Annotated in this window: 22 protein-coding genes and 1 riboswitch; of the genes, 12 read left to right on the top strand and 10 right to left on the bottom strand. The window is 64.2% G+C overall.

Going from position 1 to position 26,316, the window contains the following annotated elements:
• Position 1 precedes the first annotated feature (1 nt).
• The 3 genes from AC3WOY_RS15670 to AC3WOY_RS15660 are packed head-to-tail and all read left to right on the top strand — an operon-like array spanning position 2 to position 2,369.
• Positions 2-802 (top strand): CheR family methyltransferase, encoded by an 801-nt coding sequence (locus tag AC3WOY_RS15670; RefSeq protein WP_492425384.1) that lies wholly within the window; start codon positions 2-4, stop codon positions 800-802.
• On the top strand, positions 802-1,311 hold the full coding sequence (locus AC3WOY_RS15665; RefSeq protein ID WP_492425382.1) for a chemotaxis protein CheD: 510 nt from the start codon (positions 802-804) through the stop codon (positions 1,309-1,311). Before AC3WOY_RS15670 ends, AC3WOY_RS15665 begins: the two co-directional genes overlap by 1 nt.
• On the top strand, positions 1,308-2,369 hold the full coding sequence (locus AC3WOY_RS15660) for a protein-glutamate methylesterase/protein-glutamine glutaminase (protein WP_492425380.1): 1,062 nt from the start codon (positions 1,308-1,310) through the stop codon (positions 2,367-2,369). Before AC3WOY_RS15665 ends, AC3WOY_RS15660 begins: the two co-directional genes overlap by 4 nt.
• Before the next feature lie 75 nt (positions 2,370-2,444).
• Here AC3WOY_RS15660 and AC3WOY_RS15655 read toward each other — a convergent pair whose 3' ends face one another.
• A complete protein-coding gene (locus tag AC3WOY_RS15655; protein WP_492425378.1) occupies positions 2,445-2,735 on the bottom strand; it encodes a hypothetical protein in 291 nt (96 codons plus the stop codon).
• A 142-nt stretch (positions 2,736-2,877) separates the two neighbouring features.
• Between AC3WOY_RS15655 and AC3WOY_RS15650 the strand changes: the two genes are divergently transcribed.
• On the top strand, positions 2,878-3,852 hold the full coding sequence (locus tag AC3WOY_RS15650; RefSeq protein ID WP_492425376.1) for a 2-dehydropantoate 2-reductase: 975 nt from the start codon (positions 2,878-2,880) through the stop codon (positions 3,850-3,852).
• Here AC3WOY_RS15650 and AC3WOY_RS15645 read toward each other — a convergent pair.
• The 7 genes from AC3WOY_RS15645 to AC3WOY_RS15615 form a co-directional block, all read right to left on the bottom strand.
• Positions 3,836-4,183 (bottom strand): hypothetical protein, encoded by a 348-nt coding sequence (locus tag AC3WOY_RS15645; protein WP_492425374.1) that lies wholly within the window; start codon positions 4,181-4,183, stop codon positions 3,836-3,838. The genes AC3WOY_RS15650 and AC3WOY_RS15645 overlap by 17 nt on opposite strands.
• A 32-nt stretch (positions 4,184-4,215) precedes the next feature.
• Complete coding sequence (locus AC3WOY_RS15640; protein WP_492425372.1) at positions 4,216-4,842, bottom strand: 3'-5' exonuclease; 627 nt, start codon at positions 4,840-4,842, stop codon at positions 4,216-4,218.
• Positions 4,843-4,905: 63 nt separating this feature from the next.
• Positions 4,906-6,150 carry a GGDEF domain-containing protein gene (locus AC3WOY_RS15635; RefSeq protein ID WP_492425370.1) on the bottom strand — a complete coding sequence of 415 codons (1,245 nt, stop codon included), beginning with the start codon at positions 6,148-6,150 and terminating at the stop codon, positions 4,906-4,908.
• 76 nt (positions 6,151-6,226) lie between these two features.
• Positions 6,227-8,449 (bottom strand): S8 family peptidase, encoded by a 2,223-nt coding sequence (locus tag AC3WOY_RS15630; RefSeq protein WP_492425368.1) that lies wholly within the window; start codon positions 8,447-8,449, stop codon positions 6,227-6,229.
• A gap of 49 nt (positions 8,450-8,498) precedes the next feature.
• Positions 8,499-8,585: riboswitch (cyclic di-GMP riboswitch) on the bottom strand.
• Between the two features lie 146 nt (positions 8,586-8,731).
• Positions 8,732-9,817: an AI-2E family transporter gene (locus tag AC3WOY_RS15625; RefSeq protein WP_492425366.1), complete on the bottom strand. Its 1,086-nt coding sequence runs from the start codon at positions 9,815-9,817 to the stop codon at positions 8,732-8,734.
• Between the two features lie 70 nt (positions 9,818-9,887).
• Entirely contained in the window at positions 9,888-10,208 is a 321-nt protein-coding gene (locus tag AC3WOY_RS15620; protein ID WP_492425364.1) for a TFIIB-type zinc ribbon-containing protein, read from the bottom strand.
• Between the two features lie 70 nt (positions 10,209-10,278).
• The gene (locus tag AC3WOY_RS15615) at positions 10,279-10,575 is read right to left on the bottom strand and encodes an HPF/RaiA family ribosome-associated protein (protein WP_492425362.1); all 297 of its coding nucleotides are present in this window, start codon (positions 10,573-10,575) and stop codon (positions 10,279-10,281) included.
• Between the two features lie 132 nt (positions 10,576-10,707).
• Between AC3WOY_RS15615 and nhaR the strand changes: the two genes are divergently transcribed.
• From nhaR to AC3WOY_RS15595, 4 genes are all read left to right on the top strand, one after another.
• Positions 10,708-11,610, top strand: a complete 903-nt coding sequence (gene nhaR / locus AC3WOY_RS15610; protein ID WP_492425360.1) for a transcriptional activator NhaR — start codon at positions 10,708-10,710, stop codon at positions 11,608-11,610.
• A gap of 432 nt (positions 11,611-12,042) precedes the next feature.
• Entirely contained in the window at positions 12,043-13,698 is a 1,656-nt protein-coding gene (locus tag AC3WOY_RS15605) for a methyl-accepting chemotaxis protein (RefSeq protein WP_492425358.1), read from the top strand.
• Positions 13,699-13,875: 177 nt separating this feature from the next.
• Complete coding sequence (locus AC3WOY_RS15600) at positions 13,876-14,808, top strand: histone deacetylase family protein (RefSeq protein WP_492425356.1); 933 nt, start codon at positions 13,876-13,878, stop codon at positions 14,806-14,808.
• Between the two features lie 87 nt (positions 14,809-14,895).
• Positions 14,896-17,577: a bifunctional acetate--CoA ligase family protein/GNAT family N-acetyltransferase gene (locus AC3WOY_RS15595; RefSeq protein ID WP_492425354.1), complete on the top strand. Its 2,682-nt coding sequence runs from the start codon at positions 14,896-14,898 to the stop codon at positions 17,575-17,577.
• A 4-nt stretch (positions 17,578-17,581) separates the two neighbouring features.
• Here AC3WOY_RS15595 and AC3WOY_RS15590 read toward each other — a convergent pair whose 3' ends face one another.
• Positions 17,582-18,751: a GGDEF domain-containing protein gene (locus AC3WOY_RS15590; RefSeq protein ID WP_492425352.1), complete on the bottom strand. Its 1,170-nt coding sequence runs from the start codon at positions 18,749-18,751 to the stop codon at positions 17,582-17,584.
• Between the two features lie 141 nt (positions 18,752-18,892).
• Between AC3WOY_RS15590 and AC3WOY_RS15585 the strand changes: the two genes are divergently transcribed.
• Both AC3WOY_RS15585 and AC3WOY_RS15580 read left to right on the top strand, forming a co-directional pair.
• Positions 18,893-20,485 carry a TonB family protein gene (locus AC3WOY_RS15585; protein WP_492425350.1) on the top strand — a complete coding sequence of 531 codons (1,593 nt, stop codon included), beginning with the start codon at positions 18,893-18,895 and terminating at the stop codon, positions 20,483-20,485.
• A gap of 197 nt (positions 20,486-20,682) precedes the next feature.
• Positions 20,683-21,822, top strand: a complete 1,140-nt coding sequence (locus AC3WOY_RS15580) for a hypothetical protein (protein ID WP_492425348.1) — start codon at positions 20,683-20,685, stop codon at positions 21,820-21,822.
• Here the strand turns inward: AC3WOY_RS15580 and AC3WOY_RS15575 are convergent.
• A complete protein-coding gene (locus tag AC3WOY_RS15575) occupies positions 21,819-24,167 on the bottom strand; it encodes a response regulator (protein WP_492425346.1) in 2,349 nt (782 codons plus the stop codon). The genes AC3WOY_RS15580 and AC3WOY_RS15575 overlap by 4 nt on opposite strands.
• 181 nt (positions 24,168-24,348) lie before the next feature.
• On the opposite strand from AC3WOY_RS15575, the gene AC3WOY_RS15570 reads away from it, so the two are divergent.
• Both AC3WOY_RS15570 and AC3WOY_RS15565 read left to right on the top strand, forming a co-directional pair.
• Positions 24,349-25,500 (top strand): DUF3182 family protein, encoded by a 1,152-nt coding sequence (locus AC3WOY_RS15570; RefSeq protein WP_492425344.1) that lies wholly within the window; start codon positions 24,349-24,351, stop codon positions 25,498-25,500.
• Positions 25,487-26,296, top strand: coding sequence for an alpha/beta hydrolase family protein (locus AC3WOY_RS15565; RefSeq protein ID WP_492425342.1), 810 nt, complete (start codon positions 25,487-25,489; stop codon positions 26,294-26,296). The genes AC3WOY_RS15570 and AC3WOY_RS15565 overlap by 14 nt, the downstream gene beginning before the upstream one ends.
• The last annotated feature ends 20 nt before the right edge of the window (positions 26,297-26,316 follow it).

Raw genomic sequence — 26,316 nt, 5'->3', positions numbered from 1 at the left:
CATGATCGACATCACGGACCTGGAGTTCAGGCATTTCCAGCACTTCATTTACGATGCGGCGGGGATTACCCTGCCGCCGTCGAAGAAAACGCTGGTCAGCGGACGCCTGGCCAAGCGCCTGCAGCAGTGCCATGTCGACAGCTACAGCGACTATTTCTCGCTGCTCTCCAGCGGCAAGGCGCCGGAGGAAGTGCAGGTCGCGATCGACCTGCTGACCACCAACGAAACCTACTTTTTCCGCGAGCCGCAGCATTTCGAACTGCTGCGCGAGCTTGCCCTTGCCGCCCGCGGGCGGAGCGAGGCGTTCCGGGTCTGGAGCGCCGCCAGTTCCACCGGCGAGGAAGCCTACAGCATCGCCATGGTGCTGTCGGACTGCCTCGGCATGGCTGCGTGGGAGGTGGTGGGCACGGACATCAGTTCCCGGGTCCTGCATGCGGCGATCTCGGCGCACTATCCGATGGAGCGTGCGCGCCATATCGCGCCGGCCTTCCTGCGCCGCTTCTGCCTGCGCGGCACTGGCCCCCAGGAAGGTACGCTGCTGATCGAAAAGTCCTTGCGCAGCCGCGTGCAGTTCCGGCATGCCAACCTCAATGAGCCGCTGCCGGAACTGGGGCGTTTCGACGTCGTGTTCCTGCGCAACGTGATGATCTACTTCAATGACGAAACCAAGCGCCAGGTGGTCGGACGCGTCCTCGGCCAGCTTCGGCATGGCGGGCATTTTTTCATCGGCCATTCGGAAAGTCTGAACGGCATCAATGACGAGGCCATCCTGCTGTCGCCGTCCGTCTACCGCAAGCCGTAATGGAACGTCCTGCAAAGCGCGTCGAAGTATTCCTGCAGCCTGGCGATATCGGCGCTGGCGGCGCGGGGCATGTCTTCAAGACGCTGCTCGGATCATGCGTCTCCATCACGCTGTGGCATCCCTCGCGGCGCATCGGCGCCATGTCGCACTTCCTGCTGCCGACCCGCAGTTCGGAGCTCGGCGCCGCGCTGGACGGACGCTACGCCGACGAGGCGGTGACCTTGATGTGGCGCGAAATGGCGCGGCTGGGCGTCGATCCGGCGGAATGCCAGGCCAAGGTCTTCGGCGGTGCGCGCATGTTTTCCGGCGAGTCGCAGTCCGGGGCATTCGGCATCGGGAGGCGCAACGGCGATGTGGCGCGTGAACTGTTGCGCGTGCGCGGCATCCGGGTGGTAGCGGAAGACCTTTTCGGCTACGGACACCGCAAGCTGGTTTTCGATATCAGCAATGGGGACGTCTGGTCGCGCCAGGTCCAGCCTGGCGATCCCGACTGGCAAGGAACGCGATGAAACGCATCAAGGTCATGGTTGTCGACGATTCCGCAGTCGTGCGGCAGGTGCTCACCGGCCTGCTGGAGGCAGACCCGGCCGTCGAAGTCCTGTGCGCGGTTGCCGACCCGCTGCTGGCCATGACGCGCATGAAGGCACAGTGGCCCGATGTCATCGTGCTGGACATCGAGATGCCGCGCATGGACGGACTGACTTTCCTGCGCAAGATCATGAGCGAGCGCCCGACGCCGGTGATCATCTGCTCGACACTCGCGGAAAACGGCACGAAGACATCGATGGAGGCGCTTGCCGCAGGCGCGGTAGCCGTCATCACCAAGCCCAAGCTCGGCATCAAGCAGTTCCTCAACGACAGTTGCGACGACCTGCTGTCCACAGTCAAGACAGCTGCGCACGCCAACGTAAAGCATCTCATGGTGCGCGAGAAGAATACCGCCGACGCGATCCTGTCGCCGGCGGAGAACCGGACGGCGATGACCCAGACCACCGAACGCGTGGTAGCGATCGGCACATCCACCGGAGGCACGCAGGCGCTGGAAGCGGTGCTGACTGCGCTGCCCCGGGTGTGCCCGGGGATCGTGATCGTGCAGCACATGCCGGAAAAGTTCACCGCCGAATTCGCCGCCCGCCTCGACAGCATCTGCAAGATCAGCGTAAAGGAAGCGCAGAACAACGACCGCGTGGTGCCCGGCCTTGCATTGATTGCGCCGGGAGGAAAGCACCTGCTGCTGCGCCGTCGCGGAGCGCAGTACTTCGCGGAGGTCGTGGATGGCCCGCTGGTGAACCGTCACCGGCCGTCGGTTGACGTGCTGTTCCGTTCCGTCGCCAAATCCGCGGGAGCGAATGCGCTGGGCGTCATCATGACCGGCATGGGGGACGACGGCGCAGCCGGCCTGCTGGAAATGCGCAACGCCGGCGCGCGCACCATTGCGCAGGATGAGGAAAGCTGCGTCGTCTACGGCATGCCGAAGGAGGCGGTACAGCGCGGCGCGGTGGAGAAAAGCGTGCCGCTGAATGCCATCGCGCGGGAAATCCAGCAGCAGCTGGCAGTCAACTCTTGAGACGAAAAAAAGCCGGCATCGAAATGCCGGCTGCGAGGTTGCGGCCTGAGGAGTGGGACGAACCGCAATGGATGTTTATTCGAACTTGCCCTTGGCCAGGAAATTCATGAGCTTGTCGACCTCGCCGCGCTCCGGCTGGTGCTGGTGGCTGTAGATGAATTTCTGGTAGGCGTTCGGATCGGTCTTGCTCAGTTCCGCGAATTCCACGGCCGTCATCGGTTTTTGCGCGGACTTGACTGTCATCGAGCTGACGGAAATGGCGGGATCCTGCGCCGATCCCGCGATGCCGACAGCCTGCATGATCTCCGGGCTGCGCAGACCGAGAGCGCAGATGCCGATGAGAAGCATGACCAGTAGCGATTTCATGATGTTTCTCCTGCCTGCAGGAATGTGTGTCGTCGTTGCGAAGAAGGTAGCACATGGTCAAACGGCAATACATACCATGAACATGTGAACATTCGGGACAGGCTACACTTGCGTGCAATGCGGACTGGATGGAGGAAGATGCATGAAGATTGCAGTAGTTGGATTCGGCGCGATCGGCGGATTGCTCGGTGCGCGGCTTGCCGCGGCGGGATGCGATGTCAGCGCCGTGGCGCGCGGCGCCACCCTTGCCGCACTCGATGCGCATGGCGCGCGGCTGGTGGCCGGGGGCAAGGAAAGCAGCGTTCCCATCCGCGCTTCGGCAGACCCGGCTTCGCTCGGCGTGCAGGACGCGGTCATCGTCGCCGTCAAGGCCACCGGCCTCTCCGAGATGGCGCGCAGCATCGCGCCCTTGATCGGTCCGCACACCATCGTGCTGACCGCAATGAACGGCGTGCCGTGGTGGTTTTTCTCCAGCCCCGGCCTTCCCTATGCAGGCACGAGATTGCCCTGTCTCGATCCCGACGGCACGCTCGAACGCGCGATCCCGACCGCGCAGGTGATCGGCTGCGTGGTGCACCTGTCCGCCTCCTGCCCGGAACCGGGCGTGGTGCGCCTCGGCTTCGGCAACCGGCTGATCATCGGCGAGCCCGGCGGCGGCGTGTCGGAGCGCGTGGCGCTGCTTGCATCCGTGCTGGGAAAGGCCGGTTTCGAGGTGGAAGCGAGCAGGGATATCCGCAGCGATATCTGGTACAAGCTGTGGGGAAACATGACGATGAACCCGGTGTCGGCGCTGACCGGCGCCACCTGCGACCGCATCCTCGACGATCCGCTGGTGCGCCGCTTCTGCCTGTCGGCGATGGCGGAGGCGGCTGCCATCGGCGCGAAGATCGGATGCCCGATCGCACAGAGCGGCGAAGACCGGATGGAAGTCACGCGCAAGCTGGGTGCGTTCAAGACCTCCATGCTGCAGGATGCGGAAGCGGGCAAGGCGCTGGAGATCGACGCACTGGTGACGTCAGTGCATGAGATCGGGAAGCTGGTTGGCGTGCCGACGCCGAATGTGGATACGCTGCTCGGCCTGGTGCGGCTCTACGGCCAAACTAGAAGCACTGCATGAAAGCGCCATTGCTCTGGCAAAGGCGGCCGCCCTTGTCGAGGTAGGTGCCGCCTGCGCCACCGTTGTAGCGGGTTCCACCGCTCCAGCAGCCGCCGGGATCGCAGCCGGTCACAGGCGCCGGACCGGAAGGAACGGCCGTCTGCGGGACCGCTGGCATCGGCACGCTCGGCGCAGGCGGGGGTGACGCAATCGGGCGGTCCGCCAGCGCAGGCACCGCGCGCCGCGGCATCTGCTTCGGCTCCTGCTCTTTTTTCCCGGCAACATCGTTGCTGGCGCATGCCGCAAGCGGAAGCGCGGCCAGCAATAGCGATACGAGACGAATGGCAGCCATGGTGTCCTCCTTGGACAACGGCAACGGCGACTCTATCCCCGTCCGGCGAATTCCTTGCGCAGGAAATCCGGCACCTTCGCGGCGCTCAGGGCGTTGACGCGCGCGAGCAGCGACGGGTCGATGCTGTCCGCGCCATAGGTGCGGCCGAGGTATCCTGCTGCATGGATCAGGACTTCGGCGCTCACTGCCGCATCCGCTTCCGCCCGGTGGGCGCTTCCGTTGAAGCGGATGCCGAGGGAAGACGACAGCGGGGAAAGCTTGTAGCTGGGCAAGCCGGGAAACAGGCGGCGCGACAATTTCAGCGAGCACACCGTCTGCGCGTGCTCCGGTGACAGGCCAAGGCTGTCCGCTTCCGCCTTCAGGAACTTTTCGTCGAAGCTGGCGTTGTGCGCGGACAGGGTGTCGCGGCCGATGAAACGCAGCAGTTCCGGCACCACCTTCGACACGCAGGGCGCGCTGTCGACCATCTGCTGCGTGATGCCGGTCAGGCTGGTGATGAAGGCCGGGATCTCCACGCCGCAATTCACCAGCGACACGAACCGGTCCACGATGCGCGCACCCTGGATGCGCAAGGCAGCGACTTCCGTGATGCGCGCGCCCATCCCCGGACTGAGTCCGGTGGTTTCGAAGTCGAGCATGACGATGGGACGCTGGTACATGGTGCGTGGTGGAAGGTGTGGGAAGGGGCTGATTCTACGGCAAGCGGGCTGTATTTGCGTGGTCTAATGAACAACGCCGGCGGCCATGGTCAACTCCGATCCCTGCTCATGCAGCACGACGCAGTTGCGCCCCTTTTCCTTTGCCGCATACAAGGCGGCATCCGCGGCCGCGATCAGTTCCGCTGCCTGCTGGTTGCCGACGGGATGCATGGCCGCGACACCGAAGCTGGCTGTAACGCCGGGTGCAACGCGCGAGGTGGCATGGGGTATCTGCAGATCGACGATGGCGCTGCGCATGCGTTCTGCCAGGCTGGCCGCATCTTCATCCGAAGTGGCGGGCAGCAGCACGACGAACTCCTCGCCGCCGAAGCGTGCCACCAGGTCGGCGGGCCGCTGCGGAATCCCGCGCAGGCTGCGGGCGATCTGCTGCAGGCAGGCGTCCCCGGCCTGGTGGCCGTTATGGTCGTTGTAATTCTTGAAGCAGTCGACGTCGACCATGATCAGCGACAGCGGCGTGCCGTCGCGGCGCGCCCTGCCCCATTCGATGTCGAGACGGCGGTCGAACTCGCGGCGGTTGGCGATCTGCGTCAGCGCGTCCTCGGCAGACAGCTTGGCGAGCAGTTCCACCGCATGGCTGAGATCCTGGTTGCGTTGGTGCTCGCGCAGGCGGGCGAACCAGGCGCGGCGCTGGTCCTGGTCCATGCGGAAGTTCGCGATCAGGCTGATGGTCACGGCGGCAAAGCAGAACAGCCAGTTGTTGAACCGCACCTCCGGCGGAATGCTGTCGATACTGCCCAGCGCAAGTCCATAGATGACCGTCATCGCAACGGAAGTCACGAGCGCGCTGCGAAAACGCAGGCTGACCACGATGTTCCCGAACAGGACGATGAGCGTGACGCCGGTCTGGTAATGCGCGGCGTTGGGATGCGTGCTGAGCCCGGCGATCCACGGCAGGCTGATGCCGCAGACGATGAGCGTGGCCGAGAGGAGTACCTCGCGCCATGCCGCGTGCCGGATGCGATAGACGAAGAAGGTGCAGAACAGCAGGAGCGGCACGACGACCAGGAAACGGATCGCCCACGCCTTCGTGTAGGCGTCCGGGATCATCACGCGGTCGCTGATGGCAAAGGCGCTGTAGAGCAGCACCGCGGCGAGGCCGGTCTTGCGCATGCGGCGTTCGCGCATGCGGTCCATTTCGACCTGGAATTCGGCTTCGACCTTCTCGGGAAATTTTCGGCGACGGCCCCAGAAGGTATTCTCGAGTTCCGTCTGGGGCGCAGAAAGTGTCTCGTTTGCGTTGTTTTCCATGGAGTAGGGGCGCCTCGGGGTTACCGACGTGCCAGCTTAACGCGCTGTCCATGCATCGTCCAGCGCACAAATCAATTCAGAAGGACTTCACGTAACGCGCGGCGATCAGCGTTTCCACCGACGCGTCGGCCAGGTTGTTGGGATTGCGGCGCACCATCAGCGTCATGCCGAAAGTCGCGCCGACGCCGGCGGGCATCTGGTAATTCAGTTGGGCGCGCATTTCGCGGCCGACCGGCACCATTGAAAACACGAGGCGTTCGCGCGAGGCGCCGCTGCCGCCCGAGCGCGACAGGACGTCCATCACGATCCTGCCCGAATAGGTGCGCATCGGCTGCGACAGCGACACGCTGAGACGGTCCCCGCGCTTGACGCGGTCGGCGGCGACCAGCGCAAAGGAGAAGGCATTGGTGCGGGTCCTGGAGATCTCGGTCACCAGGCTGTCGCTGCTGCGCGCGCCGGGCGTCACACCGTAGGCAGCCTGGCCGGCGATGGCCAGCTTGGGCGCGATCATGTAGGCGCCGGCCACCTGCAGCGCGCTGGTCGACGCATGCGATCCGAGCGAGAGCGCGGATGTGGACCAGGAGCCGAGATAGGCGTTCGATTCCCGCGTCTGCGACATCGAAACCGACAGCGCCGCATTGCCGAAGGAGCGCGAGAGTTCGACCAGGCCGGCGTTCGCTTCCGGCAATCCGGTGGCAGGCGGATAGGCGTCCTGCGATGCCAGCGCCTGGTTCAGGCCGGAGCTGAGTACGCCGAACCGCAACTTCAGTTTGCCGACGCGGCGCGCGATGGCTGCATGCGACGGCACGGGCACCAGCGAAAAATACGGATGGGCGAGCGACGTATCCTGCGCCAGCGACAGGCCCTGGCCGAGCTCGAGGGCAGCCGCGCCGAAATGCTGCGGCGCGGAACCGCCGATGCCGAACGCCAGTTCATCGCCGTCCTCGTCCCGCGCAAGCAGCGAGAACGAGGAAAGGCGGCGCTGCGGGTCCTGTCCGTCTGCCCGGCGGCTTTCCACGACCGACGAGATGCTGAGCCCGTCGCCGAGGACCTTCTCCGCGACCTCCACGCGGCTGTCCGCATTGCCCATCGCCTGTTCGATCGACATCGGCGCGGGACGCACGACTGTCGCGCCGAGGTCGACGCCGAAGTCGCGCTGGAAGTCGTCCAGTCCTGCCACGCGCAACTGTCCGCTGGCGGCAAGCTGCCACAGCATGCTGGTAGCGGCCGAAGGCTGGACTGCGCCCGCAAGCACATTGATCGTGCGGCCGTTGAGCGTGGTGGTGGTCAGCGTGCCGACCGGCTGCAAGGCCTTTTCGACATTCAGCAGGCCGCGGCCGTAGACGGTATCGATGCCGGGCGCGCCGAGGTCGGTTGCGGTGACGAAGAGGATGGTCGCAACCTGGTCGGCGCGCAGCTCCGGCCACATCTGCCTGAGCAGCGCCGCCGCGCCGCTGACCATGGGCGCCGCCATCGAGGTGCCGCTCTTGGTCACGTAATGGTCGTCCGGATAGGCCGACGCGATGCCGGTTCCCGGCGCAACGAGATACCAGGCCGCCGCGTCGCCTGCCCGGTTGGAGAAGGAAGCGATGCGGTTGAGGCTGTCGACCGCGCCGACTGCAATGATCTGGTTGTTCGCCCACGACTCCTTCGCGAAATTCGCCGGCCAGCCCGGATTGGCGCCCCCGCTGTTGCCCGCCGAGGCGACAAGCAGCATGCCGGCGCGTACCGCATCCTGCGTTGCCCGGGCGTCGTAAGTGGTGCTGCTGCTGACACTCATGCTGGCGATGGATGCCTTGCCAATGACATGGCGCAGGCCGCGGTCGAGCGCGATCGTGGATCCGGAGCCGCTGTCGGGGAAGACCTTGACCGGAAGGAGCGATGCCTCGTAGGCGACGCCGAAGACGCCCTTGCCATCCCTGCCCGCGCCGGCAATGCCAGCCACATGGGTGCCGTGCCCGGAGCGGTCGGTCACGTCCGTGCCGCCGGTGACGGCGTTGTATCCAGGGAGGAGTTTGCCGGCTTTGGCGAACTCGCGATGCCCGGCATCGATGCCCGTGTCGAGCAGGCCGATGGTCACACCCAGTCCCGTCACGCCTTGCGCATGTGCGGCATCGGCGCGGATGCGGCCGAGGATGGACGTGGAATTGATGCGTTCGGAATCGATGGAACCGGAGGTCTGGCTGGACTGGATGACGCCGGATACCGCTGGAAAACCCTCCCCGCGCGCCGGTGCGGCGAACGCCGCAAGCACAGCCAGTGCAAGCGCACCGGACGGGAATGGATTGTCGTACAACATGTGTCGCCTTTCTCCGGCAGATCCGACGGAAAAAGGGCGGCGCTGCGCCCGCGGCGGCCCCGCTGACTTGCTGCGCCCGCAGCGAAGTCCGGAAGCTTTGCGTCACCGCCTCTCGGCGGTTTTGCCCTTACGTCATATTTCCATTGTGCATCGTGATTTCGGAAATGCAAATGAAAACGCAGGGACGGATGCATCGCGAAGTCGTCGCTCGACAACAGCATGCCAAGGCGACAACCTGGCGATTCAGAAAAGTAAAGAAAAAGAAAAGACGGATTGCCAATCCTATTCGCGGATGCGATGCACGCGCCCATCATCCGGCGCGCGTTCTTCCAGCCATTCGCGCCAGACGGCAAGGAGCACGGCAACGATCACCGGACCGACGAACATGCCGACCAGGCCAAATGCCCCCAGGCCGCCGAGCACGCCGAACAGCACCAGCAGGAAGGGTATCTGGGCGGCGCTGCTGATCACCAGCGGACGGATGAGGTTATCCACCCAGCTCACCACCAGCGCGCCCCACAACAGCAACCCGATGCCGGCCAGCGTGTCGCCGGTCATCAGCAGCCACAGGCCGAGCGCCCCCCAGATGACAGGCGCGCCGAAGGGAATCAGCGCCACCAGTGCCGTGAACGCGCCCAGCAGCGCCGGCGCGTGGATGCCGGCGCCCCAGTAGCCGAGGCCGGCAAGCGTGCCCTGCGCCAGCGCCGTCAGCACCAGTCCGTACAGCACCGCCTTGGTAGTTGCGCCGATTGCATCCAGGTAGCCTTGCGCGCGCCCCCCGACAAAGCGGCGCAGCACACGGCGCACCTGGCCCAGCAGGTTCTCCCCGTCGCGGTACACGAACAGCACCGTCAGCACCGCCAGTCCCATCTTGGCAGCATTGCGGCCTACACCGCCGATCAGCTCCGCGACCTGTCCGAACCAGTTCTGCGCCAGTTGCAGCGCTTCCGTCCTTAAGGCAGCGGGATCGCCGGCAATGCGGTCGAAAATCTGCTGCAGCCGCTCCCCTATCCAGGGAATGTCCTTGATGATCGAGGGCAGGCGTTGCGGACCTTCGTTGATATAGCCGGATACCGCCTGGTAGGCGAGCACGAATTCATTCTGCAGCAGCCCGATCAGGCCGAGCAGCGGCAGGACGAATGCGGCGGTCAGGAGCAGCGTCATCAGCAGGGCGCTCGTGGTCGCCGCACCGCGCATGCCACGCCGCAGGCGCGCATAGATCGGCCAGGTTGCATAGGCGAGAATCAGCGCCCACACTACCGGCACGATGAACCAGCGCAAGGTCATGTAGGAAAGGACGAACAGCCCGCCCAGCAGCAGCCAGAGCAGGATCGCGCGTGTTCCGGCGGTCGATTCGCGTGGAGTCATGTTGTTGTCGTGGTCATCGGTCGAGCATCGTCATTGTGCTTCCTGCGCCGGCAGGCCGGCGCGAGGAAGATCAATCGAAGTCGAAGAGTTCGCCGAGGAATCCTTTCTTCTTGCGCTGGTGATAGTCGCTCTTGTAGTGGTCACCCTTGTACCGGTCATCTTTGTAAGAGTCATGCGTCGCATAGGTGCGTTCGTCGCGCTGCGGCCCGGCGGCCTGCCGGCCGAAGCCTTCCGGCGCGGGAGGAGCGACGGCTGTCGCGGAGCGTTCGATGATCTTGTCCAGTTCGCCGCGGTCGAGCCAGACGCCGCGGCATTGCGGACAGTAATCGATCTCGATGCCTTGCCGTTCGGACATCACAAGTTGCGTATTGCTGCAGACGGGGCATTGCATTGTTCACCTCCTGGTCAAAAAATGCGCCGGGCTGCATCCAGCGATGCAGCCCGGCATGGCGTTGCTGGAATCAGTGCGTCATGCGGCGCAGTACGGTCCGTCCCACTCGATCGACGGCGCGGTTGATCGCGACATACATGTCGGCCTCGGTATCCTCCGTCACGATGTCCGGCGCGCCGGCGAGCGTGATGTGGACGCTGCACTTCTTGTCGACGCCGCCGCGCGGTCCGTTCACATCCGCCAGCCGCACCGACACGTGCTGGACGCGGTCCGCCGCGTGCTTGAGGGCGAAGCGCAGGCGGCGCTCGGTGTGCTCGGCAAGTGCTTCAGTCAACGGGAATCCCTGGGCATGGACATCGACTTTCATGACAACCTCCTGAATGTTCTTGGTTTCGGGCCGGTGCTGCGTTGCTGTCGGCCTTGACTTCAATATAGCCCTTGCCTTGACGGTTTAAAATTCGAATATATTCATATTTCAATTCGAAAAAACCGAATAGTCATGAGCGCCATCAATTACAAGCACCTGCACTACTTCTGGGTCGTCGCCAAGTGCGGCGGCATCGGCCGCGCCAGCGAGCAGCTGCACCTGACGCCGCAGACCATCAGCGGGCAGATCACGCTGCTGGAGGAATCGCTCGGCGCATCGCTGTTCGACCGCGTGGGGCGCCGCATCGAGCTGAACGAAACGGGACGGATGGTGTTCAGCTACGCCGACGAAATCTTTTCGCTGGGCGAGGAACTGGAGGACATGCTGCACCACCGTCCCGGCGACCGGCCGCTGCAGTTCAGCGTCGGCGTCGTCGACTCGGTACAGAAATCGATCGCCTACATGCTGCTGGAGCCGGCGCTGAAGCTGCCGGAGACGCTGCGCATGGTATGCCGCGAGGGCAAGCTGTCCACGTTGCTGGCAGGCCTGGCGATCCAGAGTTTCGACATCGTGATCGCCGACGGACCGATGCCGGCCAACAGCAACGTGCGCGGCTACAGCCACCTGCTGGGCGAATGCGGCATCACCTTTTTCGCCGCACAGCCGCTCGCACGGCAGGTCAGGAAGGGTTTTCCCCAAAGCCTCGACGGCGCGCCCTTCCTGCTTCCCGGAGAAGACGCCGCGGTCCGGCCGCGCCTGCTGAAATGGTTCGACCGGGAACGCGTCCGGCCGCGCATCGCCGGCGAGTTCGACGACGGCGCCCTGCTCAAGGAATTCGGCACCGCCGGCACGGGCGTCTTCTGCATGCCGTCCGTCGTCACCGCACAAATCAGGCGCCAGTACGGCGTGGTGGAAATCGGCCGCACCAACGACGTCATGGAGCAGTTCTACGCCATCTCGGTCGAACGGCGCCTTTCGCATCCGGCCGTGGTGGCCATCAGCGCGGCCGCCCGCAAACGCAGCGTCAGTCAATAAGCTGCATTGGCGTTTGCTCGAAAATCGCATCCTTTCAATGGCTGGCGACTGCGGCAAAAATTGACGCAGGATAAGAAATCACACGCCGTCGCTATGCAAGCGCACTCCAGCAAGAGTAACTTTTGCCGTGAACAATCCCGATAAAAATGGAGACACGCCTCATGTGCGGCACAAGCGGATTGAGGATGTGAGACTGAGGTTTGCAGCGTGCTCCAGCTGTCCCTGCGGGGAGCGATTCCCGCGTCATTGCGCCGGCAGTATGCAAATCCTGCCCGGCCGTCATCAACGTTCCTGCTCATTTTCCTGATCGCGCGCCCAAAACCCGCGCGCGGCAAACCGGCTTTGCGCCACGAGCGCATGCCGTTCCGTTCCCGCATCGCCGGACAACGGATGAACACAAACGGCTACAAGCAAAGAAAAAAGGAATAAATAATGAAAGCGTTTGCACAATTCCGGGTATCTACCCGCCTGACGATCGTCCTGGCTGCGATCCTGTTCCTCTCGTTCCTCGCGACCGGCACGGCCATCTGGCGCCTGTCCCAGGTTGCTTCCGACACCCGCGCCATGATGCAGGAGCCGCTTGCCAAGGAGCGCCATATTTCCGACTGGTACCGCGTCATCCATACCGCCGTACGGCGCACCGCGGCGATTGCCAAGAGCAGCGACCCGTCCCTGGGCGCGTTCTTCGCCGAGGATGCCGCGGCGAGCACGCGCTTTGCCTCGGACATGCAGAAAAAGGTGGAGGGCCTGCTTTCATCCGATACGGAGAAGGATCTGTTCAACAGCATCGGGGAGAAGCGCAAGGCCTATATCACCGCACGCGATGCCATCGTCAAGCTCAAGTCCGAAGGCAAGGCCGAGGAAGCCAACCGCCTGCTCGACCGCGATTTCATGCCGGCAGCGAATGCGTATCAGGAACTGGTGCAGAAGCTGCTCGACAACCAGCGCCAGCACATCGATGAAACCGCGGCCCACATCGAAGCCGCCTACCGCTCCGGCCGTTCCATGCTGATCGGGATCGCCGCCTTTTCGCTGCTGGTCGGCATCCTCTGCGCCTGGATCCTGACACGCAGCATCGTCGACCAGCTCGGCGGCGAACCGATGTATGCGGCCGAGATTGCCAACAGTATCGCGGGCGGAGACCTCGGTGTCGAAGTCAAGGTCGTGCCCGGCGACAAGTCTAGCCTCCTGCACGCGATGAAAGACATGCGCGACAAGCTGGCGGATATCGTCGGCCACGTGCGCCACGGAACGGAAGCGATCGCCACGGCATCCTCGCAGATCGCCGCGGGCACCCTGGACCTGTCCTCGCGCACGGAGCAGGAAGCAAGCTCATTGGAAGAAACCGCATCGTCGATGGAGGAACTGACCTCGACGGTCAAGCAGAACGCCAGCCATGCGCATGAGGCGAACGCGCTTGCGGAATCGGCCTCGAAGGTGGCGCAGCGGGGCGGCGACGTGGTGAACCAAGTGGTGCATACGATGGAATCGATCCACAGCTCGGCGCGCAAGATCGTCGATATCATCGGCGTGATCGACGGCATCGCGTTCCAGACCAACATCCTGGCCCTGAATGCCGCCGTCGAAGCGGCGCGCGCGGGCGAACAGGGAAAGGGCTTCGCGGTAGTGGCGTCCGAGGTGCGCAGCCTGGCGCAACGCAGCGCGTCGGCGGCGCGCGAGATCAAGGCGCTGATCGACGATTCGGTTGACAAGGTGGAAGCAGGCAGCGCGCTGGTCGGCCAGGCAGGCGCGACGATGGAAGAGATCGTTGCCAGCGTGGAAAAGGTCACCTGTATCATGACCGAAATCACTACCGCGACGCAGGAACAGAGTTCCGGCATCGAACAGGTGAACCTGGCGATCGCTCAAATGGACAGGGTGACTCAGCAGAACGCCTCGCTGGTAGAAGAAACCGCGTCGGCCTCCGAAGCATTGAGTGACCAGGCTGCCTCGTTGGCCCGGGCCGTCAATGCATTCCGGCTCGAATCCGCGCCCGCGGCTCCACCCGAGGTAGCCAGGGTGATCCCCATGCCGCCCGTCGCGCCGGCGTTGCCGTCAGGACGCCTCCCGCTGAAGAAGCTGGCTTGAGGCTGTCCGCATGGGAAAATTGATCTGGAGCAAGGAAATCATTTCCCGGCTGCATCACTGTGACAGTATCGCGGGTAAGCGCGGATAATTTTTGCATGTCCGGCAATCCTGCCGGACACCGCGCGCTCCTGGCGACGAATGCGGAACGCGACGCAACCCTTCCGATGTCAAACACGCATGCTACCTGCTTATATTTCCCATCCGGACTGCAGCAAGCACGAAATGGGCGCCCTGCACCCGGAATGCCCGGAGCGCATCGCCGCGGTCCGTGACCATCTTCTCATCAAGGGGCTGCTGGAATTCATGCAGCCCCATGACGCGCCGCTGGCCACCGATGAACAGCTCGGACGCGCGCACGCCATCCATCATGTGCGCGAGATGGCAGCAAAGATCCCCGACCCCGATTCGGGATATGCGCAGGTGGATCCGGATACCTGGATGAACGCGCATACCTACCGCGCGGCGCTCCGGTCCGCGGGTGCGGCGGTGCTTGCCACCGACCTCGTGGTGCGCGGAGAAGCGCCGGTTGCCTTCTGCAATGTGCGTCCGCCGGGACACCATGCGGAGCACGACGCGGCAGGGGGATTCTGCTTTTTCAACAATGTGGCGGTCGGTATCCGCCACGCGCTGGACGTGCACGGACTGGAGCGCGTCGCGCTGGTCGATTTCGATGTCCATCACGGCAACGGCAGCGAAGACATCCTGTGCGGCGATTCGCGCGTGCTGATGTGCTCGACCTTCGAGACCAACCTCTATCCCTTCTGCGGCGATGAACCGCGCGGCACGAACATGGTCAACATCGGGTTGTCGCCGCGTTCCGGCAGCGATGCTTTCCGCGAGGCGGTAGACTGGGGATGGATACCGGCGCTGGACGCCTTTCGCCCGCAGATGATTTTTGTCTCCGCGGGCTTCGATGCGCACCGCGAGGACGACATGGGAAATCTCGGCCTGGTGGAGACCGACTATGAATGGGTCACGCGCAGGATCATGGAAGTGGCAAAGCGGCATTGCAACGGCCGCGTCGTGTCCTGCCTCGAGGGCGGCTATGTGCTCTCGCCGCTGGCCCGCAGCGTGGCCGCGCACGTCAAGGTATTGATCGGCGCGGATTGAAGTAACAAAAACGGCAACCGGCATCTGTGCAAAGACACGGAGCCGGCCTGCTGCGACAAATGCAGTTAACAACACAAGACGATTAGCATGGACAGGCACTATCTGAATCCCCTTTTCTCGCCGCGCTCGGTGGTGGTCTTCACCGGCAACGAGAACGACCCCGCATCGCAGGTCTCCTATGGCCGCCAGATCGCGGAACAATTGCGCAACGGCGGCTATGCCGGACCGGTGCGCTTCCTCGACATCGGCATGACCGGCACGCTGGGCGAACTGGCCGAGGCGAAATTCGACCTCGCGATCATCGCGCTGCCGCACGAGCAGCTCACCCCAGCACTGGAAGTCGCGGCACGCATCGAAAGCAAGGCGGCACTGATCCTGTCGAGCGGCGTGGATGCGAAGCTGGCCGCGCAGCTGCATGCCATCGCGCGGCAGCACGGCATCTATCTGCTCGGCCCGAACTGCATGGGCTTCCAGCGCCCGAAGCTGTCGCTCAATGCCAGCGCGCTCGGTCCGCTCGCCCAATCCGGCGGGCTGGCGCTGGTGTCGCAGTCGGGCGCCGTATCCTCGTCCATCCTCGACTGGGCGGTCAAGAACGGCGTCGGCTTTTCCGCGGTGGTCGCGCTCGGCCCCAATACCTCGGTCGATATCGCGCAGGTGCTCGACTTCCTTGCCGACGACCGCAGCACGCAAAGCATCGTGGTTTACCTCGAAGGCATCCGCAACGCGCGGCGCTTCATGAGCTCGCTGCGCGCGGCGGCCAATGCCAAGCCGGTGTTCGTGCTGAAGGCAGGCCGCAAGCCGGCCGGCTCGACGGCGGCACTGACGCACTCCGGCGCCATCGTCGGCAGCGACGACGTGTTCGACGCCGCCCTGCAGCGCGCCGGCGCCGTGCGCGTGCGCACCTTCGTGCAGCTCTTTACCGCAGCGAAGGGCCTGTCCGCCCGCAACCTGCCCGTCGGCAAGCGCCTGGCTGTCATCAGCAACGGCGGCGGCCCCGGTGTGCTGGCGGCCGACTGGGCTGACGAACTGGGACTGGAAATGGTGGCGCTGGAACCGGATGCAGCGACGGCGCTTGCCCCGCAACTGTCGCCGCTGGCCAGCCTGCAATCGGTGATCGACCTCGGCGAAGAAGCCGAACCGGCCCACTACCGCGCCGCCATCAAGGCATGTGCCTCGGCCCACAATATCGACGGCGTCCTCGTGATCCTGTCGCCCAAGCCGGAACTCGACACGGCCGCCGTCGCGCAGGCGCTTGCCGACATCCATCCCGACGTCGGCAAGCCGTTGCTGACCTGCTGGATGGGCGACGAGCGCGCCGCCGCCGCGCGGCAGATCCTGTCGCGCGCGACGATCCCGACCTACCGCACGCCGGAAGCCGCGGTCGATGCCTTCCACAACATCGCCTCCTTTCATCAGAACCAGCAACTGCTGCACCAGACCCCGCCGCCGCTGTCGCAGCTGGCGAAGCCGGATCTCGAAGGCGCGCGCATCCTGGTCGAAAGCGTGCTGACCGAACGGCGCAAGGTGTTGACCGAGATGGAATCGAAGGCCCTGCTGTCGGCCTTCCACATCCCGGTCACCAAGACCATCCTCGCGCGCTCCGCAAGCGAAGCGATTCTCGTCGCCAACCAGCTCGGCTATCCGGTCGCACTGAAAATCGACTCACCCGATATCACGCACAAGTCGGATGTGCATGGTGTGGCGCTGAACCTGCAGAACGCCGCCGCCGTGCGCGACACCTGGCAGGACATGATGGCGACGGTGACGCGCCTGCGTCCGGATGCGCGCATCAACGGCGTGACCATCCAGAACATGTCCGGCAAGCCGCAAGGCCGCGAACTGTATATCGGCGTGACCTCCGACGAGCCCTTCGGTCCGGTGATTTCATTCGGCGCCGGCGGCACGATGATCGAACTGATCGCCGACCGTGCCATCGAACTGCCGCCGCTCAACCAGTTCCTCGCGCAACGCCTCGTCGAACGCGCGCGCAGCGCGGAGACGCTGGGCAACTGGCGCGGCGCACCGCCCGCGCATCGAGAATCGCTGGAGCAGATCCTGCTGCGCGTGTCAGAAATGGTGTGCGCGCTGCCGCAGCTGCGGCAGATGGACATCAATCCGGTCATTGTCGATGCCAACGGCTCGCTGGTGGTGGACGCGCGCATCGTGATCGACCACGCGCCGCACGGCACCGACAACTTCCCGCACCTCGCGATCCTGCCCTACCCGTCCGAGCGCGAGCAGGAATGGCCGATGCGCGGCGGCGGTCACTATGCCGTCCGCCCGATCCGTCCCGACGATGCGCAGATGCTGCAGGATTTCGTGCGCCGCATGTCGCCGGAGAGCCGCTACTTCCGTTTCGTCTCGACCATGCGCGAACTTTCGGTGAAGATGCTGGCCAAGTTCACGCTCATCGACTATGACCGCGAAATGGCGCTGGTGGCGATCTACCGCGAACGCACGCCAACGGAAGACGGCGAATTCACGGAGACCGAACGCATCATCGGCGTGTCGCGTTATGTCACCAATCCCGACCAGAATACCTGCGAGTTCTCGCTCGCAATCGCAGACGAGTTCAATGGCCAGGGGCTGGGTTCGCGCATGATGCTGTCGATCATGGATGTGGCGCGCAGCAAGGGCCTGTCGCAGATCGAAGGCCTGGTGCTGACGAACAATGCGCCGATGCTCAAGCTGATGCGCAGCCTGGAGTTCGAGGTGAGGAAATACGAGGAAGATCCGGATTTCCGGCTGTGCGTGCGGTCGCTCCAATAGAGCGTTACACCTCAGCCTCAACCTCGCTGACTGCCCTGTTGCGCCCCATTGCCTTGGCGGCGTACAGGGCGGCGTCGGCGCGGCGCATCAGGTCTTGCAGGGATTCGAATCCGCGCGCCGACGATACGCCGATGCTGATCGTATACGCCGGGAGCGGAATTTTCGAACGTCCCTTGTCCGTCGCCGACTGGGCAACGACGGCGCGCATGCGTTCCGCCACAACCGCTGCCGCTTCGCGGGAGGTCTCCGGCAACAGCACGGCAAATTCCTCCCCGCCCACCCGCGCGAAATAATCGACCGCCCGCACGACGGTCGCCGCACGCTTGACCAGGTCGATCAGTACCTGGTCGCCGACGGCATGGCCGTGCGTATCGTTGATTTTCTTGAAATGGTCGACATCCAGCAGCAGCAGGGATAGCTGGCGTCCCATCCTGCGCGCCCGCAGCAGCTCGCGCTCCGCGTGCTCGAAGAAGGCCCGGCGCGTCCAGGCGCCGGTCATGAAATCGCGATTGGCCACCAGTTCAGCCCTGGCCAGCATGGTGTCGTGCACCAGCATCACGGCACCGAAAGTCAGGACCGGAAGAATGAACGTCCCTGCGGAAACAAACAGCAGGTTCCAGGGAGACGGTTGCAGCAATGACGTCACCTCTCCGGTATGCGACAGGTAGATCACGCTGCGGATGCCGTGGCCCAGGATGATGACCGCGGCCATGCCGATGGTGAACAGGGACGGATAATGCGAACGCCAGTCGCTGCGTCCAAAGACGATTGTCATCGCGATGGCGAGGCAGATGGTTCCCTGGAAAACCGCGATTACGACAGTGCGCATCGCATAGGAATCGAAGCTGTAGTGGAATAGCGCGATCGCCGCCACAACCAGCACCACGCCGGCGCCGAGCACCGCCGGCATCGCACTCTTGCCGTAGTAGCGCCGAAACCCTGCCAGCATGGCAGCCGATGCCGCCGCGTACACGCCGTTCGTCGCCTCGTAGGCAATGAGCGGCGGCAGTTCGCGTCCGAAGGCATACAACACGAGCGCGATGCAGGCGAGCGCATTGGCAAGGCACCATTCGCGAATGCCGGCGAGGCCGCTGCGCAGGAGCGAGGTCAGGACCAGGAGCATCAGGACGCAGAACAGCGCACCGACGATCAGGATGTTGAAGGTACTGGACATGGATGGCAGCGGTAAGCGTCTCGTGGATGCAAGACGCAACAGTATAAGGCTGGGGATTCGCGCCCGCTTGACGCGAATCGCGGTTGACCGGACGCAAGATGCAATAATGTGGCGAGTCCATCCTCCGCACGCAACGAACGCATGACCTCCCGCACCACTACGCGCCCCGCTCCGGCGGACGGTCCTTTCCGTCTGCGGCTGACCGGCGCGATGACGGTATCGCTGGTGTTGCATGCACTGATCATTTCCCTGCAATTCGGCGCTCCCGGCATCGGCATGCCGGCGCTGGAACTGCCGTGGCGGGAACGCCGCGCGCAGGCGATCGACCTGCAGGTGGCGCTGGCGCCGCCTGCCAGCCCTGCCGAAGCGGCATCTCCCCCCGTGCCGTCCACGGATGCAGCGAGCGCACCGTCCACCGGACTCCGGCTGGTACCACCGCCGCCCGCGCCGGCGCCAAAGGCCAGGACAAAACCCGGCACGGCCAAGCCTGCCGCGCCCCGCACGCGGAGCAAGCGGGAAACGCCTGTCATCGCGCTCAACGATACGCGCGACAGCCGCTTCAACATGCCCGCCCCAACATTGGATGAGGTGCTGCCGCTGCCGGAACCGGAAGCCAGCTCGACCGCGCCACCTGCATCCGTGCCCGAAGAGGATATTGCGGCGCGCGAGCGCGAACAGGCTGCGCTGCGCCAGGCCGAGGAAGAAAAGGCATTGCGCGCCCGCGAAGCGGAAGAGCTGGCTGCACGACAACAACAGGAGCAAGCCGAGGCTGCCCGCAGGCAGGAAGAAGAAGATGCCCGCGCGCGCCTCCTCGCGCAGGAAACCCAGCGCCTGGAGGATGCGAAACGGCGTGAAGAGGCGGAACGTCTTGCGCTGGCCAAGGAAGAGCAACGCAAGACGGAAGAAACAAGCCGCCTGGCCGCCGCGCTGGCCCTGCAGCAGCAACGGGAAGATGCCCTGCGCCGCGAACGCGAGGAAGCGGCTCGCCGTGCAATGGAACTGGAAGAAAAGCAGCGCGCCGAAGCGATGCGCCTGCAGGAAGAACGCCTGCGGCGTGAAGCCATCGAACTGCAAGCCCGGAAGCAGGCTGAAGCGGCTGAAGCTGCCGCGCGTGAACGCGAGCGCCAGGCCGAGGAACTGGCGGCACGGAGGAAGGCAGAGGCGGACGCGGCAAACGCCAGCGCCACCCGGCGCGAACGCGGCCCCGACCTCGCCCTGGGCGACAGCCCGGCACCCGGCGCACGCATCGATGCGCTGCCCCGCGGCCTTGGCGGCGGATTGGCCGGCCGTGCGCTTGAACAGGCAGGAAGAGGCGATGTCCTGCGCAATGACGCTCCCGCCGCGCGCCAGTCCGAGAACGCCGCGGACCAACCGCGCCGGCGCTCTTTCCTCGGCGGCAAGGACGTCGATGTCGGCGTAATGATGTACGTCGAAAGCTGGCGCCTGAAGATCGAACGCAACGGCAGCATCATGTATCCGCGCGCGGCCGTCGACAAGGCACAGGGCGATCCGGTGGTGACCGTTTCCGTGCGCAGCGACGGCAGCGTGGAGAACGTTGTCATCCACCGCTCCAGCGGCCGGCCCGAGCTGGATGAAGCGGTGTACAGGATCGTGCGTATGAATGCACGCTACAGCGCGTTTCCGCCAGAGCTGGCGCGGCGCTTTGACGTGATCGAAATCCGGAAGGTATGGAATTTCGATGACCGCCTGCGCATTCTCGAAGAAGTGCGCTGATCGCGCGAAACGCCAGATCCGCGTGTGGCATTGAACCATTGCGCGTGAACGACCGTTCACTTATTTCCCTATTACTTTTGTAGAATTGACTTGCCCCTTTCCCGGCGGCTATAGTCGATTCACGGCAGCCATCGCGCTGCAACCAGCCATACCTCGCGACAGACGAGGATCGGCAAAAAGTTGGGGAGAAAACGCGCATGGACGCATCGTTCCGCGCCGCGGTCCTGGTGACTGGCGGCATCGTGTTCAAGGGCCGGGGTTTTGCCGCGGCGGAGAACGACCGCAAGAAGCTGCTCGGTTATCTCGAAGATCTCGGCATCCACCGGCAGGCAAGATGCATCGTGGATCCCGGCGGCGAGAACGTGCGGCTGCAGCTGGATGAGGAATCCGGCCGCGCATGGACACCCGGATGCGATACCACGCACCTGTGCGACACCCTCCGCCTCGACACCACCGTTGCCCGCGATCTCGAACGCGAGATTTTCATCGCAATGCTGGCCGGCCCCATTCCCTTCGTGTTTCCCTCCTTCGACGAACTCATGTGCGCGGTGCATATCCGCCGCAACATCGTCGATGCCGCGCGAAAAACGGCGCTGGCCTTCCACACGAGCGAGGCGGAACGGCCCGCGGATTACTGGACGTACGCGGAGGGACGCGGTTTCACGCTGCTGCCCGGGAAGCCGCTGATCGAGGCTGTGCGGAAGGCCACGCAGCCCGACGCATCCGGCACGCTCTATTCCTTTTCCTGCTACCGCGCGACCGAGTACGTCATCCTGCTGGGCCTGGCGCAGGAAATGGCTTCCTGCAACCCCGGCCTGCTGGAGCGCCTGCAGCGCCACTGGGAATCCCGCGCCATCATGTCGGGCGAATTCCACGACGTATTCCTGCGCGAGCACGGCTCGATGGATGCCCCCCTGCCGCTGAAATACTTCGTGCCGGGCGACCGCACCTGGTTCCGCAACCCGGATGACCATTCGTCCGATGCCTCGGGCTACGAAGGCTCATGGGTGATGTACCTGGGCGGCGGCCTGTTCAGCAATTTCTGGAAACGCGCCGAACCCTATACGCTGACGAGCAAGTGCCTGGAGATATTCCACTGGCGCCATGCGGCTTACCGCGACAGCGAAGGCGACCTGCGCATCGACGAGAACATCGTCGAAGAACGCATGCGCGCATCGCTCGCCGATTCCTCGGAAATCGACCGCATCATGGCAAGGATGATGCGGCACCGGGAACCGAGCGGCGTGTATGTGGACGGGGGATGCGTGGATACGACGCGCGAATATGTGCGCTGGGTATGTCCGGAGACATCGGACCTCGTACTGCCGGCGGGCTAAGCCGACTGCACGATCGTCAGCAGGTGCTGGCGCGCGATGTCGAACTCGCGCCGCAAACTGTCGAGCAGCGCCGCCCCGCCTTCCAGCGTGCCTTCCCTGCCCAGCCGCTCCAGCTCCATGCAGTGCTTGCGCATGCGATGGGCGCCAAGGTTTTCAATGCTGGACAGGAAGCGGTGCGCCGCTGACAGCAAGTCCTCGGCGCTGCCGGCGGAGAGCGCGTCGCCGATGTTCTGCAGATGCTTGGGCGAATCGTTGATAAACAGCTGGATGATATCCGACGCCAGTGTCGGGTTGTTTTCATCCTGCAGTTCGAGCAGCTGGTCGATGCGGCGGCGGTCGATGATCGGCGACGAATCCTCGATGTCGATGCGGCCGGAACCCGCCACGTCGACCAGCACGCTGCGCAAGTCATCCAGCTCGACCGGCTTGGACACGTAGGCATCCATGCCGGCGGACAGGCATTTCTCGCGATCGCCGGGCATGGCGTTGGCGGTCATGGCAATCACGCGCGGTCCGGCAGAACCGTAGCGGGCGCGCAGGCGGCGCGTCGCTTCCAGGCCATCCATTTCCGGCATCTGCACATCCATCAGCACGACATCGTAGTTCTGCCGTTCCAGCGCATCGAGCACTTCGACACCGTTGGCCACGACATCGGCACGGTAGCCGAGGTGGGCCAGCAATTGCTGCACCACCTTCTGGTTGACGGTGTTGTCCTCGGCGACGAGGATTTTCAACGGATGCGCTTCGGCCAGCTTGCCGTTGGCGGCGCGCGGCCGCACCGGCTGCGCATGCACCGGTTCGATCCGCATCGCGTGCAGCAGCGAATCGAAGAGCGCGGTGGGCTTGATCGGCTTGTTCAGGTAGGCGGCGAACTTCACCAGCGCCAGCGTGGCGTCGCGCGGACGGTTGGCGACCGAAGTGAGCATGATCAGCGGCAGCGCGTATTCATCGCGGTACTTGCGGATTTCCAGCGCCAGTCCGAGGCCGTCCATTTCCGGCATGCTCATGTCGAGGATGCCGACATCGAATGCATGCCCGTGGCGCACGAGGTCGAGCGCCTCGATGGCGGAGGCGGCCGCCGACGGCACCATGCCCCACAGCAGCGACTGCTTGACCAGGATGCGGCGGTTGGTGCTGTTGTCATCGACGATGAGTACGCGCCGTCCGGCGAGCGACGAGGAGCGCTCCTGCAGGAAGCTGTGCGCCAGCTGCGAGCCGGATGCCTCCACCGTGATAGTGAAATGGAAGGTCGATCCGACGCCGACTTCGCTCTCCAGCCACATGCGGCCGCCCATCACTTCCGCCAGCCGCTTGCTGATGGCGAGGCCCAGGCCGGTGCCGCCGTATTTGCGCGTGGTGGATGCGTCGACCTGCGTAAACACCTGGAACAGCTCCGCCTGCCGGTCTTCCGGTATGCCGATGCCGGTGTCCTTGACCGAGAAGGTGATTTCGTGGAGCTGGTCTTCGCCGGCATGTGCCGACACCGACACCACGACTTCGCCGCGGTGGGTGAACTTGATGGAATTCGACAGCAGGTTGACCAGGATCTGGCGCAGGCGCGTGACATCGCCGACGAGCTGCGCGGGAACGCTGTCGTCGATGAAGTAGGCCAGGTTGATGTTCTTCTCTGCCGCATTGGACGAGAGCAGGTCGAGCGATTCCTCGACGCAGCGGCGCAGGTCGAAGGGCTGGCGCTCGATGTCGAGCTTGCCGACCTCGATCTTCGAGTAATCGAGGATGTCGTTGATGATCGTGAGCAGCACTTCGCTGCTGGCGCGGATCGTCTGTGCGTAATCGCGCTGTTCTTCGTCGATGCGCGTGTTGAGCAGCAGGCTGGTCATGCCGATCACCGCGTTGAGCGGCGTGCGAATCTCGTGGCTCATGTTGGCCAGGAACATGCTCTTGGCCTGCATCGCCGCCTCGGCGCGTTCCTTGGCGTCCTCGAGTTCGCGTTCGTAGGCCTTGCGCGCAGAGATGTCGCGCAGGATGACCGTGTGGATGGTCGTGCCGCCGACCACCAGCTTGGAGATCGATGCTTCAGCCGGGAATTCGGTACCGTCGCGCCGTATGGCAAAAATCGCCCGGCGTTCGCCCATTTTCCGCGCTTCCTTGCCGGAGCGGTCGAAGTCCGCGATGTGCTTGTGGTGCCCTTCGTGATAGCGCGGCGGAAGCAGCTTGTTCAGCTCCTTGCCGATGATTTCTTCCGCCTTCCATCCGAACACGCGCTCGGCCCCCTGGTTGAACAGGATGATCTTCTGCTCGCTATCGACAGAGATGATCGCATCGTCGGCAATGCTGAGAATGCCGTTGAGCTGCGCTGTGGTAAGGCTGGAATTCGTGATCATGGGAGCGGTGCGCCTTTCCGAAAGGCCAAGACGTCATCGTAAACGTTTTTGCGGGAATAAGGGTGGCAAGGCAGTAACGTTCACCTCTTGACATTTCCGTACCGCATGCATTGCAACGGCCTGTTTTTTGCTTCCGTATCGAATGCAACGTGCCGCCGACGGCACCTCTGGAGATCGACACATGCATTCCGCCACTCCTCGCCCGATGCAAAACGTGCGCGAACAGGGAAATACCCCCTCCATAGTTGTGGTCTATTCCTGCAGGACGGATTTATGCAGCCATGAAATTGCCACCCAGGATGCCTTGGCGGAAAGGATCGCCGGCATCCGCGGCGACGACTATGGCGGAGGCTTCGACCCGGCATGCCGATATGATCGGCCTTTGTATTTTGTACCGAACGACACACTGGTCCGTGCCGAACTGGCCGATGAGCTGGAGGTTAACGGCGAGGATGACTTGTTCGGCGGCATGGTTCCCCATGCGTTTGTGGCAACAAAGACGATTACGCACGCACTGCCGCCTTCCGCCGTCCGTATTCCCGAGTGCTGGTCCGACGAATTCTGCCGGCGCGTGCATGACGTGGTCCTGCCGGGCTACTCGGCATTTTCGCGGCGCGATGCGCTGGCAGCCGGCAAGCAGCTGCTCGAACGCGGCCCGCTTCGTGTGAAGAAGCCCAGCGGGATTGGCGGCCTCGGGCAATCGGTTGTCACGGACATGCAGCAGCTCGAAGATGAACTCGAAAGACTGGACACGAAGGAACTGGAGCGCATCGGGCTGGTGCTGGAGCGCAACCTGAGGCAGCCGGAAACACGCAGCGTCGGACAGGTGCGCGTGGGGAATTTCCTCGCCACCTATTGCGGGACGCAGCGGCTTACCTTGGATAACCGGGGCGCGGAAGTTTACGGCGGATCGGAACTGATCGTCGTGCGCGGCGGCTTCGATGAACTGCTGCAACTCCCCCTCGGCCAGCAGGTCCACGTCGCGATTGCGCAGGCGCGCACCTATCATGCGGCGGCCATGGCCTGCTATCCGGGAATGTTTGCATCCAGATGCAACTATGACATCGCGCAAGGTGTCGATGAAGAAGGACGCTGGTATTCCGGTGTGCTGGAGCAGTCCTGGCGCATCGGTGGCGCGAGCGGCGCGGAAGTGAGCGCGCTGGAAGCCTTCCGGGACGCCCCTTCCCTGTCCGTGGTCCGTGCGTCGACGACCGAGATCTACGGCGAGAATCCCTCCCTGCCGCCGGATGCGGCAGTGTATTTCCAGGGTAATGACGACAGGGTCGGTCCGCTCACGAAATATGCAAGACTGGAGGACTATGGCAACACGTGACGACACGATACGCATCGCTGTCGACGGCGGACATATCGCCGGCACCCTCGTCACGCCGGATACGAAACTGCCTGGCGTGCTGTTCGTGCACGGATGGGGCGGCAGCCAGGAACAATACCTTGCCCGCGCGCAGGAAGTGGCGGCGCTCGGATGCGTCTGCCTGACATTCGACCTGCGCGGTCATGCGGGCACGCAGCCGCAGCATGAAACGGTCACGCGCGAGAACAACCTGCACGATGTCCTCGCCGCCTACGACGTTCTTGCCGCGCACCGCGCGGTCGATCCTGCATCGATTGCGATCGTGGGCAGCAGCTACGGCGGCTACCTCGGGGCAATCCTGACATCGATGCGCCGGGTCCGCTGGCTGGCACTGCGCGTGCCGGCGCTGTACATGGACAATGGATGGGGTCTGCCGAAGCGCCAGCTGCACAGGGAACAGGATCTCGCCTCCTACCGGCGCAGCCTGGTGCACCCGGAGGACAACTGCGCCCTGCGCGCCTGCGCCGAATTCAAGGGAGACGTGCTGCTGGTGGAATCGGAACACGATACGACCATCCCGCATGAGGTGATCTGCAGCTACCGGGATGCCTGCGTGCAGTCGCGCTCGCTGACCTATCGCGTAATCGACGGCGCCGACCACGGCCTGTCGGAAGAACGCTGGCAACGGGCATATACGGCGCTGCTGGTCAGCTGGATGACGGAAATGGTGCTCGGTGCACGACAGGGAAACAACGTCACGCAAACCACGACCATGCCGGGCACGATGATTCCGGAGGCGCCGCCGGCACCGGCCTGACGCCGGCGGCAGACGAGGTG

It is taken from the genome of Noviherbaspirillum sp. FW303-A3, assembly GCF_058788695.1.
Note: the sequence above shows the minus strand (reverse complement) of the source record. Positions and strands in the feature narration are given on the sequence as shown.